We start from the raw sequence: 17,103 nt of genomic DNA, 5'->3' as shown, positions 1-17,103 counted from the left end.
GAAAAACAAATAAAACGGCGCCCTCGCAGACGGATGTCTAAAACTTAACATCCGCCTGCGAGGGCGCCGTCTACGGGCTTTCAACTGCCAAAATTTGGCATCAAAAAAGAAGAATACGCGATTCTTCCCCTTCGTTTGAGCTTATGCGGGTTTAATCAAAATGTCAGTGGGATACTTAGTAGCTGAAAGCACCTTCAACTTCGTCTACTAATGCAATTTTAACGCTTTTTGTGAGGACATCGGAATATGAGAAGGATAATCTCTGAGTCGGCCGTTTATCTTCCTTTACGCTGACGGTAAAGATGCTTGGGTAAGTCCCTTCAATAACGCCTTCTTTTTGATAGAGCTTTTTCTTGCTCTTATGGGCTTCCAGTTTTACTCTTTTTCCACGATAGTTTTCAACCTCACGCTTGACGTCCATAATTGTCGCTTTTTGTTTCTGCATGAACTTCACCTCGTTTGTGGATTTACATCTTAGTCATTATAACACGATTCCTCCAAAAAGTAAAGTATAATTATAGCAGTCTTAATTATCATTGTCAATATGTAAATGCACTTTTTATTTTCAAAATGTTTCTCGTTTACATCCGCTTCTATATGTTGTGTAATGGTTTTACAGAATAACCGGATATAGAAATCTTTTGGGACTCCAACCGGTTTTTTAACGCAAATATTTTTATGCTTAATTTTCACCTTATTTGTTAAAAAGTATCACTGTTTTATCACGCAAACCATATAACTATTTTCTGATTTTTTGAACAAAATTTCATTTTCGCTCCTCTTTTGCTTGTAAAAACAAGCCTTTTAATCTATAATAGAGGTTAAAGGACATTTTTGTTCATCGTCTAAGGATTAAACAGACGATCACTTTGAAAAAATGCATTGGAGATAAGGACAATGAACACAGACCAGCGTTTACTACAGGCAATTGCCAAACTATATTATGAAGAGGGACGGACCCAGTCCGAAATCGCCACCCAGTTCAGCATTTCCCGTCCCAAGGTGTCGCGAAAGCTGGCGGAAGCGCGGGAACGCGGCATCGTCAAGATTTTCATCGATGACGCCATCGACGACATCAGCGAGATGGAGCAGCAGCTCCTGACTGCCTTCCACCTCAAGGGCGCCCGTGTGGCCTCGGTGCCGGAGGACGACGTGGAGCTGGCCATCCAGCTGACTGCCCGCCTGGGCGCGCAGTTTCTTAAGGCTTTCCTGAACCCCGGCGACCATATCGGTGTGAACTGGGGCTGGACGCTCTTTGAGCTCTCCAAGGAATTCCCGGACTTTGCCCTGCCGGACTGCTCCCTGGTCCAGCTCTCCGGCGCGGTTGACAACGCCAACTGCCGCAGCTTTGCCCATGAGATCATCAGCAACCTGTCCCAGAAGCTCGGCGCGGAGAGCGCCTTCTGCCTGCCCTGCCCGGCGCTGGTGGAAAGCCCGATCATCCTCGATATCCTCCTGCACGACGCCAAGGTCCGCAGCCTGCTGGAACGGGTGGAGGCCTGCAATAAGCTCTTTGTCAACATCGCGACCCCGGATGAGGATTCCTGCCTCTACCAGGCCGGATACCTGAACGATGAGAATATTGCCCGCCTGAAAGACGTGGGGGCCGTTGGCAGTATCTGCAGCCGTTTCTTTGACAAAAACGGCAATATCTGCGATCCTGAGCTCGATAAGCGCACGGTCGGCGTCTCACTGGACGCCATTAAAAACGCCGAGTGTGTGCTGGCATGCATTGTCGGCCGCCAGAAAGCCCGTGCGGTTTACTACGCCCTCAAGGCCGGCTGGATCGACGTCCTGGTCACCGACTCCCTGACCGCCGAGCGGGTCATTGACCTGGCGAAGCGGGAGGGCGTGCTGTAAACAGAAAAAGAACTGCCCGTTCGGGACAGTTCTTTTTTAATGCACACTCACCGCAAGCTCCCCTTTGAGCCCCAGTGGTCCAACTCCAGAATATTGAGATAGATCTGGTTTCCGGCATAACCCAGCTGTTCCTCAAAAAGCTCAAAAAGCTTTTCGGTGTAGGCCCTCAGGTACGGCTCAGGCGTTTTGCCGTAAAGGCGTGTCTCCATGAAAGCGCAGGCTGCCGGCTCGCCGCCGCGGTAAAGGCTGCGGCCGTCGTCGATCTGCACAATGGCCCGGTCTCCGGGCTTACCGGGCAGCATGGGCACCAGGGCCGCAACCCCGGCGGCCAGGGTCCGCTTTTCCTCATCGGTTAATTTCTTTGAAAGACTGATCTGTATGTAAGGCATTCTCTTTCTCCTCCTCTCTGCTGTGCGCCATCAGCACACTGCTGCCGAGGGCGATTCCCAGCGCGTCGGACAGAACCTCGCACTTGGAGCGGAACAGGTAAAACACCTTTTCAGGAAAATCCTCACCGCCAAAATCGCTCTCGTAATTGGCCAATCCCTTGAGGATGATCATATCCGCTTTCCGGAGGTTTTCCAAGGCTTCCCGGGACATATACCGGGGGTGCAGGCCAATGCAGTCGGTTCCGGTGTCCAGGATCTCCCCCTCCCTGTCAAGCCCTGCCATCCGCGCGTCCTCCTCCAGAGCATCGTTATAGATGGGGCCGCCCTTGACCATCACGCTTACCGCCAGCGGCGCCAGCCCGCGCGCCCGGCGCCATTGGCCGAGCACCTCGAGCAGCAGGCGGTCCAGCACGATCTCTCCGGCGTTGTCGGTGACCAGCGTCAGCGTGCCCGCGGCCAGCAGGCGTTCTCTGAACGGCGCGTAGTCGTCGATGGCAAAGGGCTCCTCCATGCTCTTTTCAAGGGCTCCGGCCACGTCAAACTCGTCGGCAAAGGACACATCAATAATGTTGCCGCTGGCCGCGGCCCTGAGGGCATACAGCAGCGGGTCGTCCTTCTGCTCCACTGCCCGCCGGATTTCGGGAAGCAGGCGCAGCATCTGCCCATTCTGCTTTTTCCGCACCGCCCTCAGAGGATCAGGGTCGCCCAGAGCATCACAGAACAGGCGGAACATCTGGGAACCGGAAACCCCGGCATGGATGTGGATGCTCTGCCGACTCACCAGGTCGATCTCCTTTCTCAAAATTTCGTTCTGTTTTTCCACGGGCAGCTTAAACAGCTCGAACTGGCGCAGCAGAAAACCAAGCTGGCAGCGTGCCAGACATAAAAAATGCATGGGTGCTCCTTTCTGAGTAAAAAACCGGCTTTGGAAAAAGCCGGTTTTTGTTTATAAGTAATAGAGGGTTACGGGCGCAGGGCTATCCCTGGAAGCCGTGTTTTTTGAGGAACTCGGTCCGCGCTTCCCAGGCAGGGAACAGCGCGTAGGGGATGGCCTTGTAGACCTCGTACAGGTCGGCGTAGATACTCACATTCTTCGCAATGGGCTCGTAGACGCGTTCCACCTTGCAGAAGGCCTCGGAGGCTTCCTGCCAGCTGCCGAAATAGCCAGCCGCCAGGGCCGCGTTCCAGGCCACGCCCTTAGCGCCGAACTCGGTACCGCCGGGCAGGCTGATGGGCGCGTTGCAGATGTCCGCGAAGATCTGGCACCACACCGGGCTCTTAGAGCCGCCGCCGGACAGGCGGATATCGCTTACCGGGTAGGTGTAGGCGTCCAGGCAGTGCTTGTTGGCGAAGGCCATGCCCTCGTACACAGCACGCTGCATGACATGGCGGTCGCTGTGGAGGTTCAGGCCGAAGAAGTTGCCCCGGGCGTTGGTGTTGGTAAAGGGCGCGCGTTCTCCCGCCGCGTTCATATAAGGATGGTAGATGGTGCCGTCACAGCCCGGGTTCACCTTGTCGATCACTTCGTCAAAGAGGGCGTAAACACTGCGTCCCTCCTTTTCGGCCTGCAGCTTATCCGCGCAGGTAAAGTTGTTCACAAACCAGTCGCTGTTCGGCGTGCCGGTCAGCGGCGCGATGAGCTGCTGCCATTTGCCCGGTATATTGTGGATGGTCTGGCAGCCCAGCATGGGTGAGTGGGCGAACTTAGGCATGGTCAGCATGATGACGCCAGAGGTTCCCAGGATAATATTGGCCTGTCCGTCGTCCACCGCGCCGACGCCGGCACTGCAGCAGACAACATCCCAGCCGATGGAGGCCACAGGTGTCCCGGCCGCCAGCCCGGTCTGCCGCGCGGCCTGCTCCGTAACGTGCCCGCAGATTTCCCAGGGCTCCTGCAAAGGCAGGAATTTGTCCTTCAGGTCGAGGATTCCCTCAATCTCCATGACCTTGTCGCTGTAGGTGCGGGTTTCGTCGATCTGTGAATAAAAATCGGTGGCGTTGGAGCCAAATTCACCGGTCAGATTATAGCACATCCAGTTGGTGTTCAGGCAGAAGTGGGCTGTGCGTTCCAGCACCTCAGGCTCATGCTCCTTCATCCAGGGCAGCAGGATACCCACATCGCCGGTCATCAGCCAGTTGGCGGTCGCGCCAAAAATCTGCTCCATCTTTCCGCTCTCGATCCATTCCCTGGTCATGCCGGCGCACCGCGCATCGTTCCAGAGAATTCCTTTGCGGGCTGGGCGGTTGTCCTTATCCAGGAAGCAGACCCCCACACCCTTTCCGCCAAGCCCGATGGCCAGCACTTCCTTCTTGTCCACGCCGCATTTCCCCATGAGGTCGCTGATAACGCCTGCGACCTCCTTCCAGTCCACGTCCATGTCGAATTCCGACCAGCCAAAATGTGGCTCCTCCACCGGGGTCGACCGTGAGGCGACGCAGATTTCATTCCCCTGCATATCAAACAAAGCGGCCTTTACCATAGATGTCCCCGAATCAATTCCAATGATATAACCAGTTTTCATCGTATTACTCTCCTATCTCTCCTGTTAAATCACAATCCGCTTAAAGCTTTCCGGCGGCCTTCCAGGCCATGAAAGGCCTCTGAACATCCCAGGTGCCGCCGTCACAAGGCACATTGATCCCGGTGGTGTACTCACAGAGATCCGACGCGAAGAACCAGCAGATCTTGGCGATCTGGTCCGGCGTGCCGAATTCGCGCATGGGGATCTGGTCCAGCTTGGCCTCAGGACGCTCCTCAATGATGTGGTGCACCATCGGGGTGTCGGTGACAGACGGCGCGTAGCCGTTCACGCGGATGCCGTAGGGCGCGCACTCCGCGGCCAGCACGCGGGTCAGTGCAAAGAGCCCGGCCTTGGTGGCGCTGTAGACTCCAAGCCCGAAATCCGGGAACTGCCCCAGGATGGAGTGGGCGTTGATGATACTGCCGTGCCCCTGCTCCTTCATGATTTTAATGGCTGCCCGGCTGGTGTAAACCGGCCCCCGCAGGTTCACGTCGATGAGCAGGTCGGTCACGTCGTCGGTTGCGTCCTCAACGCGCTCTCTGCGGAAGACACCGGCGTTGTTGACCTGGACGTCCAGACGCCCGCCAAAATAACCTCCGATCTGATCATAGGCAGCGTTGACACTCGCGGAGTCTGTGACATTGCACTCGACCGCGATGGCGTCAGCGCCCCTGGCCTTACATTCCTCAGCCACAGCAGCGGCTGTCTCCAGGTTCATATCCAGCACAGCGGCATTGTAGCCGCGTTCGGTAAAGTAGAGCAAAATGGCCCGTCCTATCCCCTGACCGCCGCCGGTGACGGCGATAACAGGTTTTTCGGACGTTGTATTCTTTTGATGATTCATCATATATCTCCTCTCAAATGATCCCCTTAAATCATGCTATTCATCAAAGCTGTCGAGTATCGCCAGGCTGGCCGACACGCCCAGACGGTCAGCGCCGGCTTCGATATTGGCCTTGGCGTCTGCCCATACATGCATCCCCCCAGATGCTTTTACCTGCATGGTGTCTGGAATGCTGGCCTTCATCAGCGCTACGTCGTGCGGGTTGGCGCCGCCGGTGCCAAAGCCTGTGGAGGTCTTGACAAAGTCGGCTCCCGCCTTCGCGGCCATCTGGCAGGCAGTGGTTTTTTCGGCGTCGGTCAGGTAACAGGTCTCAATGATCACCTTGACCAGGGTGCCGTCCGCGGCGTCCACAACAGCCTTGATGTCTCTGTACACGGTATCCTGGTCGCCTGCCTTCAGCGCGCCGACATTGATGACCATGTCCACCTCCTGGGCGCCGCCCGCGATGGCGTCCTCTGTCTCAAAGGCTTTGACGGCCGGGGTGTTGGCCCCCAGCGGAAACCCGATAACGGTGCATACCTTAACCTCTGAGCCCTTCAGAAGCTCTGCCGCCTGTCTTACATTGCAGGGATTGACGCATACCGACGCCGCGCCGATTTCCCTGGCTTCCTCACAAATTTGCGCGATCTGCTCCGGTGTGGCCACAGCCTTGAGCAGGGTGTGGTCCATCATACCAGCTAATTGTTTTTTATCCATACTAAACCTCGTTTCGTTATTCTAATCCGTCACTCAGACCAGCCGAAGCTTTTCCAGGCTTGTCTTTATCTTTTCTTTTTCGTCCTCACTCAGCTCTGCCAGCGGCCTGCGCATATACCCCAGAGGCACACCCATCAACCCGGCGGCGTATTTGTAGCCTGCCACAAAGGGCCCGGTCTTCAGGGCTTCCCGAATGAGCAGAATTTCATTCTGCGCCGCTCGTCCACCTGCAATATCTCCTTCCTCCATGGCGTTTACCAGCTTCAGAACCGCCTTTGGAAAGACCGCGGATATCAGGGATACCACGCCGGCCCCGCCGAGCTGCATGACCGAAAAGGTGGTCGCGTCACTGCCGTTTAAAAACGTCATGGGGCGGTCCGGCCCGATGAGGCGCATGGTGTTCTGAATGTGCACAAAGTCAATGGTGCTCTCCTTGTAGAACTGCATATTGCCATTATGCTTGAAGATGGCCGCCACCGACGCCGGCGACAGCGTATTCCCTGTCTGCGGAGCGTTGTAGATGCCTGCCGGAAGGGCCGTGGCAGAAGCGATGGCGTCAAAATAGGCCACCAGCTCCTCCTGGGGAATGCTGTAAACACAGGGCTGCTGGATGCAGACCGCGTCCACACCGGCAGCCTCATAGCCCCTTAAAACCTGCATGGCCTCCGGAAGGGTCTGGCAGGCAATGTTCCCCATTACCAGCGCCCGGTCCCCGGCTGCCTCCACGACCGTCTTAGTGGTCTCAACCAGCTCCTCTGCCGTGAGTGACAGGGATTCACTGGCGATCCCATTGGTAAACAGCGCTTTTATGCCATTTTGAAGCTGATACGCTACCTCACCCCTTAACAGAGGGTAATCCACCTGTCCGTCTTCTGTAAATGGCGTGATCAGTTCGGTCATTACACCTTTAAAAGACACGTTATCTGCCATATGCTTTTACTCCTTACTGAAATTTTTCTGAGCACTCGGAAAATTGAACATGAATTGAACATAATTTTGAATTCAAAGCTTTATAATCATTTGTTCAACCCCATTATATAGCGTTCCATTTCAAAAAGCAATAGCAGAAAACGCATTCACCCTTTCATTTAACCTCATTTCAATTGTTTAAAATTATATTTTTTGTATTTTTTATCAATATATAGTTGTATAATGATATTTTTATATCTATATATAGCAATACAGAATTATTTTGAAAAAATATTATATATTAAGTACATTTGAGAATATGTTCATTTCTAACCTGAGAATCTCTTTGCTTTCATCGTCTTATCTTTTCAATTTGTTTTTAAAGCCTCTATTTGAAAATAAATATGAACAAAATTTCATTTTTCTCACAAATCATTTTTTATGTCACTGTATTATAGCATATTTCTGCCTGCGGCACACTTCCTTTCCTGCGCGTTTAAGGTTTAGCGCTTTTCTCCGGGCATTAAAAAAGAACCCGCCGCAGCGGGTTCCTGTCCTTGGTCCTATTCTTCTTCCTTCAGCTCGTCCTGCTTCTTCTCATTAAAAATCTCATACATCTGGTCACCGTATTTCAGGGCGTCGATGGCGCGCAGGGGATTCTTAATCCAGATGGCATCGTCGTACTGCATGAGCTTTTCGGGGTCGGTGAAGCCCCAGGTACAGAGGACCGGGAGCATTCCGGCGTTTTTGGCGGTCTCGTAGTCCACAGAGCTGTCCCCCATATAGATGCAGTCACCGGGAGCCACACCCATCTTAGCCGCGACCTCCAGGGTCTGTGTGGGGTCTGGTTTTCTGGGCTTGTTGTCGTTCTGCCCTACCACATCCACAAATTCACTGATGTCAAACAGAGCGTCCACAATGGTCTTGGCCGCGCCGTCGGGCTTGTTGGTACACACGGCGAAGGGGATCTTGTGCACATGCAGGTAGCGCAGTAAATCCTTGATGCCGTCGTAGGCTACCGTTTTGTGGGTGTAGCGTTTGGCGTACTCGTCCTTCATCAGGGCCACTGCTTCGTCCACCAGGGCCTCGTCCTTTGCCATTTCCGGGGTCACGGCGCGTTTGATCAGGTTTCTCAATCCCCGGCCAATGAGCTTTTTGCCCTCCTGGTAGCTTTTCAGCTCCAGCCCGTAGTGCAGCATTACCTGGTTGCAGGCATCGACAAGGTCCTCGAGAGAGTTGATCAGGGTACCGTCTAAATCAAAGATAATTCCGCTGTAGCGGGGTTTGAACAGTTCTTTCGCAGTTGTCATGGTGATTCGCCTCCATTTTTTTGTCCCGATGCAGATGTCGGTCTTTCGGTCTATTCATTATACCACAAATTTGGCCAAGTATCCTTGGATTTTAGAAAAGGTGTTGCCTCACTCAGCACCGCCTTATGCCCACGAGTCTTTACCGCACAAATATATCCTAATTTTTACTGGTCTTTGCATAAAATACAGGGTATAATATATGTAAATATACTTTTTTAACAACTGGAGGTATCATTATGTCATTTCGTACCGATCACTACGCGGCACTGGCCAAAACGCTGATCGCCAAAATGGAAAAGCGCCATTTTGAAGCCCACTACTGTGCGACCAAAAAAGAAGCGCTGGTTTTGGCACTCACCCTCATCCCCGACGGGGCATCGGTGACCCACGGCGGCTGCATGACCATCGAGGAAATCGGCCTGGTGGACGCAGTCAAGCAGGGGGTTTACAACTACATCGATCGCAGTATTGCCACCACCCCGGACGAAAAGCGCGAGGCCATTGCAAAAGGCATGATGGCCCATACCTTTCTCATGAGCGCCAACGCCATCAGCCGTGACGGCGAGCTCGTCAACATCGACGGCTTCGGCAACCGGATCGCCCTCCTGGCCTATGGGCCGGACCAGGTCATTGTGCTGGCAGGCATGAACAAGGTCGCCGGAAGCCTTGAAAGCGCCATTGACCGCGCCCGCAACGAGGCCGCCCCCATCAACTGCGTGCGCCTGAACCGGCAGACGCCCTGCCTGAGCACTGGCGTCTGCGGCGACTGCCACAGCGCGGACTGCATCTGCAGCAATATCGTCATCACCCGGAACAACCCGATCCCGGGGCGCATCAAGATTATTTTAATCGGCGAGGCGTGCGGTTATTAGAATTGCACAAAAAAATAAACTTGACAATGTTTTGCAGGTAGCGTACAATTAACCCAATCAATTTGTAAACAGGAGTAATCTCATGGCAATTTTAACATCTTTAAACAATGTTAAAAAAATGAATACCTTTTTTAGCAGCTTTAGCTTTTTTAGCTTTAGCTTCTTTTGGTGTCCAAAATTTAGTTGCCACGAGCGAACAGCCTGATCGGATTGTACAATGATATGATCAATCAAGGGTCTGTCTCTGGTAACAGAGGCAGACCCTTTTTCGATTTTTAACCACCAAACAAAAATAAAAGAAACGAGGAAAAACAAATGACACCCTTCAACGATCCCGAAATGGAAGAATTAATGAAAATCAAGGAACCCTACAAAAAGGCCAACCGTAAATACAAGGCTGAGGACACCATCATCAATATTGGTGATATTCACTTCGGCGAAGGCAACTTCCACGTTTTCTCCGGCCCCTGCTCAGTCGAGAGCAAGGAACAGATCACCGAGGTGGCGAACCGCGTAAAGGCTGCCGGCGCCACTGTCCTGCGCGGCGGGGCCTTCAAGCCCAGAACCTCCCCCTACGCATTCCAGGGAATGGCCGCAGACGGCATCGAGCTGATGCTGGAAGCCAAGCGTGAAACCGGGCTGCCCATCGTGTCCGAAATCATGAACATCGCGCTGCTGGACCTTTTCGCGGATGTGGATATCCTCCAGGTGGGCGCCCGCAATATGCAGAACTTCGATTTACTCAAGGCTCTGGGCCGCAGCAAAAAACCGATCCTCTTAAAGCGCGGGCTGGCCAACACCATCGAGGAGCTCCTGATGAGCGCGGAATACATCATGGCCGGCGGCAATGACAACATCATTCTGTGCGAACGCGGTATCCGTACCTTTGAGACCGCCACCCGCAACACTCTGGACATCTCAGCCGTCCCTGTCCTGAAAAAACTGACCCACCTGCCTGTGATCGTTGACCCCAGCCACGGCTGCGGCAAGGCTGAGCTAGTTGAGCCCATGTCACTGGCTGCCCTGGCCGCCGGCGTTGACGGCCTCATCATCGAAGTCCACAACGATCCAGCCAACGCCCTTTGCGATGGCCCCCAGTCCTTAACGCCAGACCAGTTCGACACTCTGATGAGGGACAAAATCCGGCCGATGTCTGAGCTCATGGGCAAAAAGCTCGGGGCTTAATCGGAAAACCACTATGACGCCCATATCACTCACACCCGAACAGCAGAAAAGCCTCCGGGACTACCAGTCCGCCATGGCAAACACCCGCACGCCGGTCGAAAACCCCACCGTGGCCTACTTTGGCACGCTGGGGTCCTACACCGAGCAGGCCGCCATTGGTTTTTTCGGCGAGGACTGCTGCCGCGTATCCCACCGTTTATCCGAGGATGTTTTTAAAAGCATCACAAGCCAGGGGGCGGACTACGGCGTCCTGCCCATCGAGAACAGCACCACTGGCTCCATCGCCGCAGTTTACGACCTTTTAGCCAAGTACAACTGCTATATTGTCGGGGAAACCAAGGTCAAGATTGAGCACTGTCTTCTGGGGGTGCCCGGAAGCCGCCTTTCGGACATCCGCGAGGTATACTCCCACGCCCAGGGCTTTGAGCAGTCCGGTGAGTTCCTCGCCGCCTACCCGGACTGGAAGTGCCTGACCTACTACAACACCGCCGTGGCCGCCGAGCATGTGGCAAAGAGCGCCAACCCGGCTTTTGCCGCCATCGCCAGCCGCCGGGCCGCCGCCATCCACGGCCTCAGTATTCTGGCAGAGGACATCAACCTGTCCGAGACCAATGTCACCCGGTTTGTGATCGTGGCGAGCCGCATGGAGCTCTGCCCCGACTGCAATAAAATCAGCATCGCCTTTCACCTGCCCCATGTGGCGGGCTCCCTGTTTCAGGCGCTTTCGGTCTTTGACGCCAATGCCCTGAACCTGTGCAAAATCGAATCGCGTCCCATCCGCGACCACAACTGGGAATACCTGTTCTTCATTGACTTTATCGGCAACATTGACGGGACTCCCCTCGACACCGTCATGGAGGAAGTGATTTCCAAAACAGAGGGCTTCCATTTCCTCGGAATCTATAAAGATAATTAGTTTTTTTGATATTTTTATGGACTATTTTTCAAAGATGTACTAAAATTAAAGGAGTACAGCCGCCGCATTTACCGGACAGAATCCCGATGTGGCGGCACTGAATCCAACGAGGTCAAGCAGATGAAAAAAAGCGCGGTGGAGTATCGGTATCTGTTCATCTCCGCACTGGCTGTAATATGCCTGTGCGGTTTGTTTTTATGTATTCCGGCCTATGCCAAAGAGGACACCTCAACCGTCCGGGTCGGCTACTATGAGGACGGCGACTACATGTACCTGAACGCCGCGGGCGAATGTATCGGCTATGACTTTGAATTTTTACAGGAAATCTCAAAATTCAGCGATCTACGCTATGATGTTGTCGACTGCACCAGCTGGGATAACACCTACCAGCTTTTAACGGAAGGGCAGATCGACATTCTTCCCGCCGTCTATAAAAACGCCGAGCGGGAGCAGGAGTGTTTATTTTCCGAGCAGCCCATGTGCAATATTTACACCACTCTCAACGTCCGGGTCGATGATACCCGCTACAGCTACGAGGATTTCTCTGCCTTTCAGGGCATGAAGGTCGGGATCATCAAGGACAGCGTTGATGGGGAAAACTTCAAAAGCTACTGCGCCGAGAACAACATCGCGCTCACAGTGCTTCCCTACTCCGAAACCCAGGATCTTCTAAACGCTCTGGATGACGGCACTCTGGACGGCGTGGCCATCACCCATCTGGGCCGCAACAGCACCTTCCGCAGCGTCGCCCAGTTCGCGCCGGCGCCGCTTTACATCGCTATTTCCAAAAGCCGCCCCGACGTAGCGGAAGCGGTCAACAGCGCCATGAGCACCATCCTTCTGCGTGACCCCAACTACACCATGAATCTTTACAACAAGTATTTTTCCGTCACCAACGCCCAAAAGCCTGTCTTTACCAAATCTGAGCTGGAATACATCGCGAGTAAAAAAACCGTATCCGCCGTGTACGATTATATGGCTCCGCCCTTCTCCTACACCAGCCCGGACAACGGCGGGTTTGCCGGTATCGCGGCAGACCTCTTCAGCCAAATCGCAGAGAACAGCGGACTGCGCTTCCAGTTCAGCCCGGAGGTCTACTCCCTCGGACTTGAGAAGGTCAAAAATGGCCGGGCAGACGTCATCTGCAGTGTTGCGGGCGATTACCTCTGGGAATCCCGCAATAATCTGAGCACCACCCGCTACTACCTGCGCTCCCCCACTGTTCTTATCCGTAAAAACACATCGGCACCCCTGGCCAGAATCGCCATGCCACAGGATTACGGCGCAGCAGAAGCCATTATCAGCGATTACCCCGACGCGGACGTCTACTATTACAGCAATACCGAGGCCTGTCTGGATGCCCTGACGGAAAACAAGGTGAATGCCGTGTTCGCCAACTCCCAGGTTGCCGATTACCTGCTGTCCGACGCGTCCTACACAGTGCTGAGCAGCACTCCCCTGAGCAATTATACCATCGAGCTGTCCATCGGAGTCTCAAACTCTGCCGACCCCCGGCTTTTCTCCATCCTCGACAAATGTATCCAGTACACCTCTGAGGAAAATATCGACGCCATTGTCATGGAAAACAGTATCCAGCCAAAGGCCATGACGGTCCGCGAGTTTCTCACCGAGAATGCCGTGACCGTGATCGCCATCACCGTGGCTTTTTTAGGGCTGATCATCCTGCTGCTGGTCTATAATCTGCGCAGTAAGTCTAAAAGCAACCAACAGATACAGAACCTCCTTTACCGGGATACCCTCACCGGGCTCGATAATCTGGACAAGTTTCTCGCCGAGTGCGGAAGCCTGCTGAAATCGGCCCCAGAAGGCGGCTACGCCCTCATTTACAGCGACATTAACCAGTTTAAAACCATCAACGACCGCTATGGCTTTACCGCGGGCGACCAGCTGCTGCGGGCCTATGCTCAGATTATTCAGGAAAGTGTGCAGGAGGGCGAGTACTGCGCCCGCGTCTCCTCCGACAATTTTGTCCTGCTGTTAAAATACAGGGACTGGGAAACCCTGTGCACCCGGATGACAGACATTCAAAAGGCCACTGACAGCTGGATACAACGCACGGGCTTTCCGGCGCCGGTGCTCACCGCCTTTGGCGTCTACCTTGTAGACAAGGCCGAAAAACAGGACGTCCAGCTCATGCTTGACCTGGCAAATTACGCGCGCCGGAGCGCGAAAAATACCTCCAAGAGCGCCATTGTGCTGTATGACCGCCAGATGCGGCAGAACACACTGCTGCGTAAAGAGCTCACCGACCGGCTGTCCGCCGCCCTCAGCGCGCACGAATTCGTGCCCTATTTTCAGCCAAAGGTTAACATGATCACTGGCGAGATCATCGGCAGTGAGGCGCTGGTGCGGTGGAACCACCCTGACCGCGGCCTCCTGGCTCCCGGCGCCTTTATCCCTGTCTTTGAGGAAAATGGCAGCATTGAGGAAATCGACTGGTATATTTACGAGGCTGTCTGTTACACCCTCCGAAGCTGGATGGACCGCGGCCTGCCAGTATACCCGGTATCCTGCAATTTCTCCAGCATCCATTTTGACCACAGCAACTTCACCGACCGGATTACTGCCCTGGCAGACCTTTACGCCATCCCCCATAGGCTCCTGGAGCTGGAAATCACAGAGAGCATTATCGTGACGCACCCCAAACGGGTTGCCTCCCAGATCGCCTCTCTGAGGGAAAAGGGATTCATGACCGCCATCGACGACTTCGGCTCTGGGTATTCCTCGCTGGGACAGCTGGAGCAGATGGCCGCCCGGGTCCTCAAGCTGGACCGGAGCTTTGTGCAACGCGGTATGCTCGACTCACGGGAACAGACCGTGATCGCCAACATTGTAAACCTGGCCCACGACCTCGGCATGCGCATTTTGTGCGAAGGCGTGGAAACAAGGCAGCAGGCCAATATCCTGATCCGCCTCGACTGCATCTACGCCCAGGGATTCTACTACTCAAAGCCCGTTCCGCTGGAAGAATTCGAGGAGATGCTCCTCAAACCGCCTTTTGAAAGCATAAACCTATAAAACAATCAAACCTTAATTCTTGAAATGGATAACAGCATGAGGTATAATTATCTTAATATATCTTAGAATCGTATTATGTTCATAATCAACACTGGCAAAGGGGTGGATGCGTTTTTCGTCACGGTTCCGAAAATGCTGTAGCTTATGCGCAAACAAAGGAATACCTATATTTTTATCTTAATCTGCATCTTTGTCATGGGATTTTTGTTGTTTTCACTCATCCAGATGCAGGGCTACGCCAACATCATCAACGACGCCGGTATTGTCCGCGGCGGTACCCAGCGCTGTGCCAAGCTGGAGCTGAGCGGCGAGCCCAACGACGAGCTGATCACCTATCTGGACGGACTGATCCGCAAGCTTGAAGCCAGTGAAAACAAGCATCTTTATACTTCCCACGACTCAGCCGCCTACCACGATAATCTGGAGGCGGTCAAAACCAAATGGGATGAGATCAAAGCGGAAATTCCAGCTCTGAGGTTATCCTCTGCCATAGAGTTGCGTGAATACTTTCTCAGTCTGAGTGAGGAGCACTTTGAGCTGGCCAACAGGATGGTTTACGCAGCCCAGTACCGGGCGGAAAACGAGCTGCGGAACAGCATTATCCTCAGTGTTGTCATGATTCTCGCTGTCTCGCTGATCATGTATACCCTGGAACGCCGGAGCCAGCAGGAGCTGGAGCGGGTATTCTACACCGACCACCTGACCGCCCTTCCCAACCAGGCTGCCTTTGAGATCAGTGCAGCTGAAAAGCTGAGATCCGCGGCACCTGGCGCCTATCTGATGATATACCTTGACCTGAACAATTTTAAGTTTGTCAACGATTCCTATGGCTACAACGCCGGTGATAAGCTTCTGCTGTCCTTCTCGGCAACGCTGAAGCGGTTTTGCAACAGCAATGAAATCTGCGCCCACCTGCACGCCGACCACTTCGCCATTTTGCTTAAAAAGCGCGAACACGTCATTGAGGATCTCCAGACTGCGGTCCTGGCATCCATCGAAAGCGAGCGGGAGCTGAACCTCTCAGACATTTTAACGTGCAGCTACGGCGTTTACACCATTCCCGACCCGGACGCGTCCATTGCTTCCTGTATCAGCAAAGCCAGCGTTGCTCTAAAAGAGGGGCGCAGCAGCCAACGCACTATTGCCTATTACGATCAGCATCTACTGGATAAGATCACCAATGAAAATAAGATGACCCGCTGGATGCACCAGGGGCTTTCGGAAAAGGAATTCCAGATTTATCTCCAGCCCAAGGTCAACCTTGAGCGGTCTGAGGTCACGGGGGCCGAGATCCTGGTCCGCTGGAACTCAGAGCCCTTTGGCTTTCTGCCGCCGGATGAGTTTATCCCCCTGTTTGAGAAAAACGGTTTTATCGTGGACCTGGACTTCTACGTGCTGGAGGCCACCTGCCAGATACTGAAGCAGTCGCTTAAGATCTCGCCTGAGCGCACTGTGGTGCTGTCAGTCAATGTCTCGAGGGTTACGCTCTTTCAGAATGATTTTATCAAACGCTTTGTTCAGATGGCCGAGCGCTATGGAGTCCCGCCGAAATACCTCGAGATTGAGATCACAGAAAATGTCTTTATCTTTGACGCCAACACCGTGGAACAGATTCTTTCCCAGCTGCGGAGCTATGGATTCAGTATTTCCATGGACGACTTTGGCTCAGGGTATTCCTCCCTGAACCTGCTGCGTGAGCTGCCCATTGACGTCTTAAAAATCGATCGCATCTTTTTACAGGAGAGCATCCGTGTCGAGAAGGCCTACGCCATCATCAAATCTGTTGTGGAAATGGCCCACTCCCTGAATATGGTGGTGGTCTGTGAGGGCGTCGAAACCCTGGAGCACGCCGAATTCTTAAAAACCATCCACTGCACGGTGGGACAGGGCTATTACTTTTCAAAGCCCATTCCTCTTTCAGCGTTTCAGGAAAAATACAGTCTGCTGCCAACACAAAAACACCCGGATTCTTAAGATCCGGGTGTTTTTTATCTAAGGGGTTACTGAACGCGGCTGTTGCCGCCCATTCCCATGAAGCCGCCGTTGTTGTTATCATTGTCAACACGGGAGTTGTTATTGTTATTATTCTGCTGCTCTTCATATTCTTTTTTAGTCATAACATCGTCCACATGCATGTTAATTTCGATGACGTCCAAGCCTGTCATATCCTTAACGGTTTTGGTGACTTTATCAATCGTATCCTTGAAAATCTGAGGGATATTACGGTTGTATTCACAGATGACGTCCAAATCCAGGGCTACCTGTTTTTTGCCGACTTCTGCGCCGATTCCCTTTGTGATATTTTCGTTGTCGGTAATCTTTTCAGTGATATTACTGATCAAGCCGCCGCTCATGGCCAAAATACCAGGGACTTCCTGCGCGACCAGGCCTGCGATCTTCTTAACGACTTTATCGTCATAGGTCAATGAGGTTTTCTGCTGCATGTTCTGCTGCTGAGCGTTACCTCCCTTTTGCTGATTATTGTTCATTGTGTGCATTGTTGCTTCTGCTGCCATAATTAAAACCACCTTTCATTCATTTATAATTTTTTATTTTAATCT

Annotated in this window: 15 protein-coding genes; 6 read left to right on the top strand and 9 right to left on the bottom strand. The window is 53.1% G+C overall.

All coding sequences use genetic code 11. The features are described from left to right. Positions 1 to 175: 175 nt before the first annotated feature. Positions 176 to 445 carry a Veg family protein gene (locus BUC22_RS07865; RefSeq protein ID WP_013378925.1) on the bottom strand — a complete coding sequence of 90 codons (270 nt, stop codon included), beginning with the start codon at positions 443 to 445 and terminating at the stop codon, positions 176 to 178. A gap of 452 nt (positions 446 to 897) precedes the next feature. Between BUC22_RS07865 and BUC22_RS07860 the strand changes: the two genes are divergently transcribed. Beyond that, complete coding sequence (locus BUC22_RS07860) at positions 898 to 1,860, top strand: sugar-binding transcriptional regulator (RefSeq protein WP_013378924.1); 963 nt, start codon at positions 898 to 900, stop codon at positions 1,858 to 1,860. A gap of 47 nt (positions 1,861 to 1,907) precedes the next feature. Here BUC22_RS07860 and BUC22_RS07855 read toward each other — a convergent pair whose 3' ends face one another. The 7 genes from BUC22_RS07855 to BUC22_RS07825 form a co-directional block, all read right to left on the bottom strand. Beyond that, on the bottom strand, positions 1,908 to 2,249 hold the full coding sequence (locus tag BUC22_RS07855) for a tautomerase family protein (protein WP_013378923.1): 342 nt from the start codon (positions 2,247 to 2,249) through the stop codon (positions 1,908 to 1,910). Next, positions 2,206 to 3,144 (bottom strand): damage-control phosphatase ARMT1 family protein, encoded by a 939-nt coding sequence (locus BUC22_RS07850; RefSeq protein ID WP_013378922.1) that lies wholly within the window; start codon positions 3,142 to 3,144, stop codon positions 2,206 to 2,208. Before BUC22_RS07850 ends, BUC22_RS07855 begins: the two co-directional genes overlap by 44 nt. Before the next feature lie 82 nt (positions 3,145 to 3,226). Continuing rightward, a complete protein-coding gene (locus BUC22_RS07845) occupies positions 3,227 to 4,771 on the bottom strand; it encodes an FGGY-family carbohydrate kinase (protein ID WP_013378921.1) in 1,545 nt (514 codons plus the stop codon). Positions 4,772 to 4,811: 40 nt separating this feature from the next. Continuing rightward, positions 4,812 to 5,615, bottom strand: a complete 804-nt coding sequence (locus BUC22_RS07840; RefSeq protein WP_013378920.1) for an SDR family NAD(P)-dependent oxidoreductase — start codon at positions 5,613 to 5,615, stop codon at positions 4,812 to 4,814. Positions 5,616 to 5,651: 36 nt separating this feature from the next. Beyond that, a complete protein-coding gene (gene deoC, locus BUC22_RS07835; protein WP_013378919.1) occupies positions 5,652 to 6,311 on the bottom strand; it encodes a deoxyribose-phosphate aldolase in 660 nt (219 codons plus the stop codon). Between the two features lie 33 nt (positions 6,312 to 6,344). Then, entirely contained in the window at positions 6,345 to 7,241 is an 897-nt protein-coding gene (locus BUC22_RS07830) for a dihydrodipicolinate synthase family protein (RefSeq protein WP_013378918.1), read from the bottom strand. Between the two features lie 542 nt (positions 7,242 to 7,783). Further along, on the bottom strand, positions 7,784 to 8,530 hold the full coding sequence (locus BUC22_RS07825) for an HAD family hydrolase (protein WP_013378917.1): 747 nt from the start codon (positions 8,528 to 8,530) through the stop codon (positions 7,784 to 7,786). Positions 8,531 to 8,766: 236 nt separating this feature from the next. Between BUC22_RS07825 and BUC22_RS07820 the strand changes: the two genes are divergently transcribed. The 5 genes from BUC22_RS07820 (at position 8,767) to BUC22_RS07795 (ending at position 16,516) form a co-directional block, all read left to right on the top strand. Beyond that, complete coding sequence (locus tag BUC22_RS07820; protein ID WP_013378916.1) at positions 8,767 to 9,402, top strand: lactate utilization protein; 636 nt, start codon at positions 8,767 to 8,769, stop codon at positions 9,400 to 9,402. Positions 9,403 to 9,717: 315 nt separating this feature from the next. Next, positions 9,718 to 10,587 carry a 3-deoxy-7-phosphoheptulonate synthase gene (aroF, locus tag BUC22_RS07810; RefSeq protein WP_013378914.1) on the top strand — a complete coding sequence of 290 codons (870 nt, stop codon included), beginning with the start codon at positions 9,718 to 9,720 and terminating at the stop codon, positions 10,585 to 10,587. A gap of 13 nt (positions 10,588 to 10,600) precedes the next feature. After that, entirely contained in the window at positions 10,601 to 11,503 is a 903-nt protein-coding gene (locus BUC22_RS07805; protein ID WP_013378913.1) for a prephenate dehydratase, read from the top strand. A gap of 120 nt (positions 11,504 to 11,623) precedes the next feature. Then, positions 11,624 to 14,542 carry an EAL domain-containing protein gene (locus BUC22_RS07800; protein WP_073382672.1) on the top strand — a complete coding sequence of 973 codons (2,919 nt, stop codon included), beginning with the start codon at positions 11,624 to 11,626 and terminating at the stop codon, positions 14,540 to 14,542. Between the two features lie 144 nt (positions 14,543 to 14,686). Then, complete coding sequence (locus tag BUC22_RS07795; RefSeq protein WP_013378910.1) at positions 14,687 to 16,516, top strand: putative bifunctional diguanylate cyclase/phosphodiesterase; 1,830 nt, start codon at positions 14,687 to 14,689, stop codon at positions 16,514 to 16,516. A 26-nt stretch (positions 16,517 to 16,542) separates the two neighbouring features. Here the strand turns inward: BUC22_RS07795 and BUC22_RS07790 are convergent, their stop codons facing one another. Then, positions 16,543 to 17,058: an Asp23/Gls24 family envelope stress response protein gene (locus BUC22_RS07790; protein ID WP_013378909.1), complete on the bottom strand. Its 516-nt coding sequence runs from the start codon at positions 17,056 to 17,058 to the stop codon at positions 16,543 to 16,545. Between the last annotated feature and the right edge of the window lie 45 nt (positions 17,059 to 17,103).

This window comes from Eubacterium callanderi (genome assembly GCF_900142645.1).
Classification (GTDB): domain Bacteria; phylum Bacillota; class Clostridia; order Eubacteriales; family Eubacteriaceae; genus Eubacterium; species Eubacterium callanderi.
Note: the sequence above shows the minus strand (reverse complement) of the source record. Positions and strands in the feature narration are given on the sequence as shown.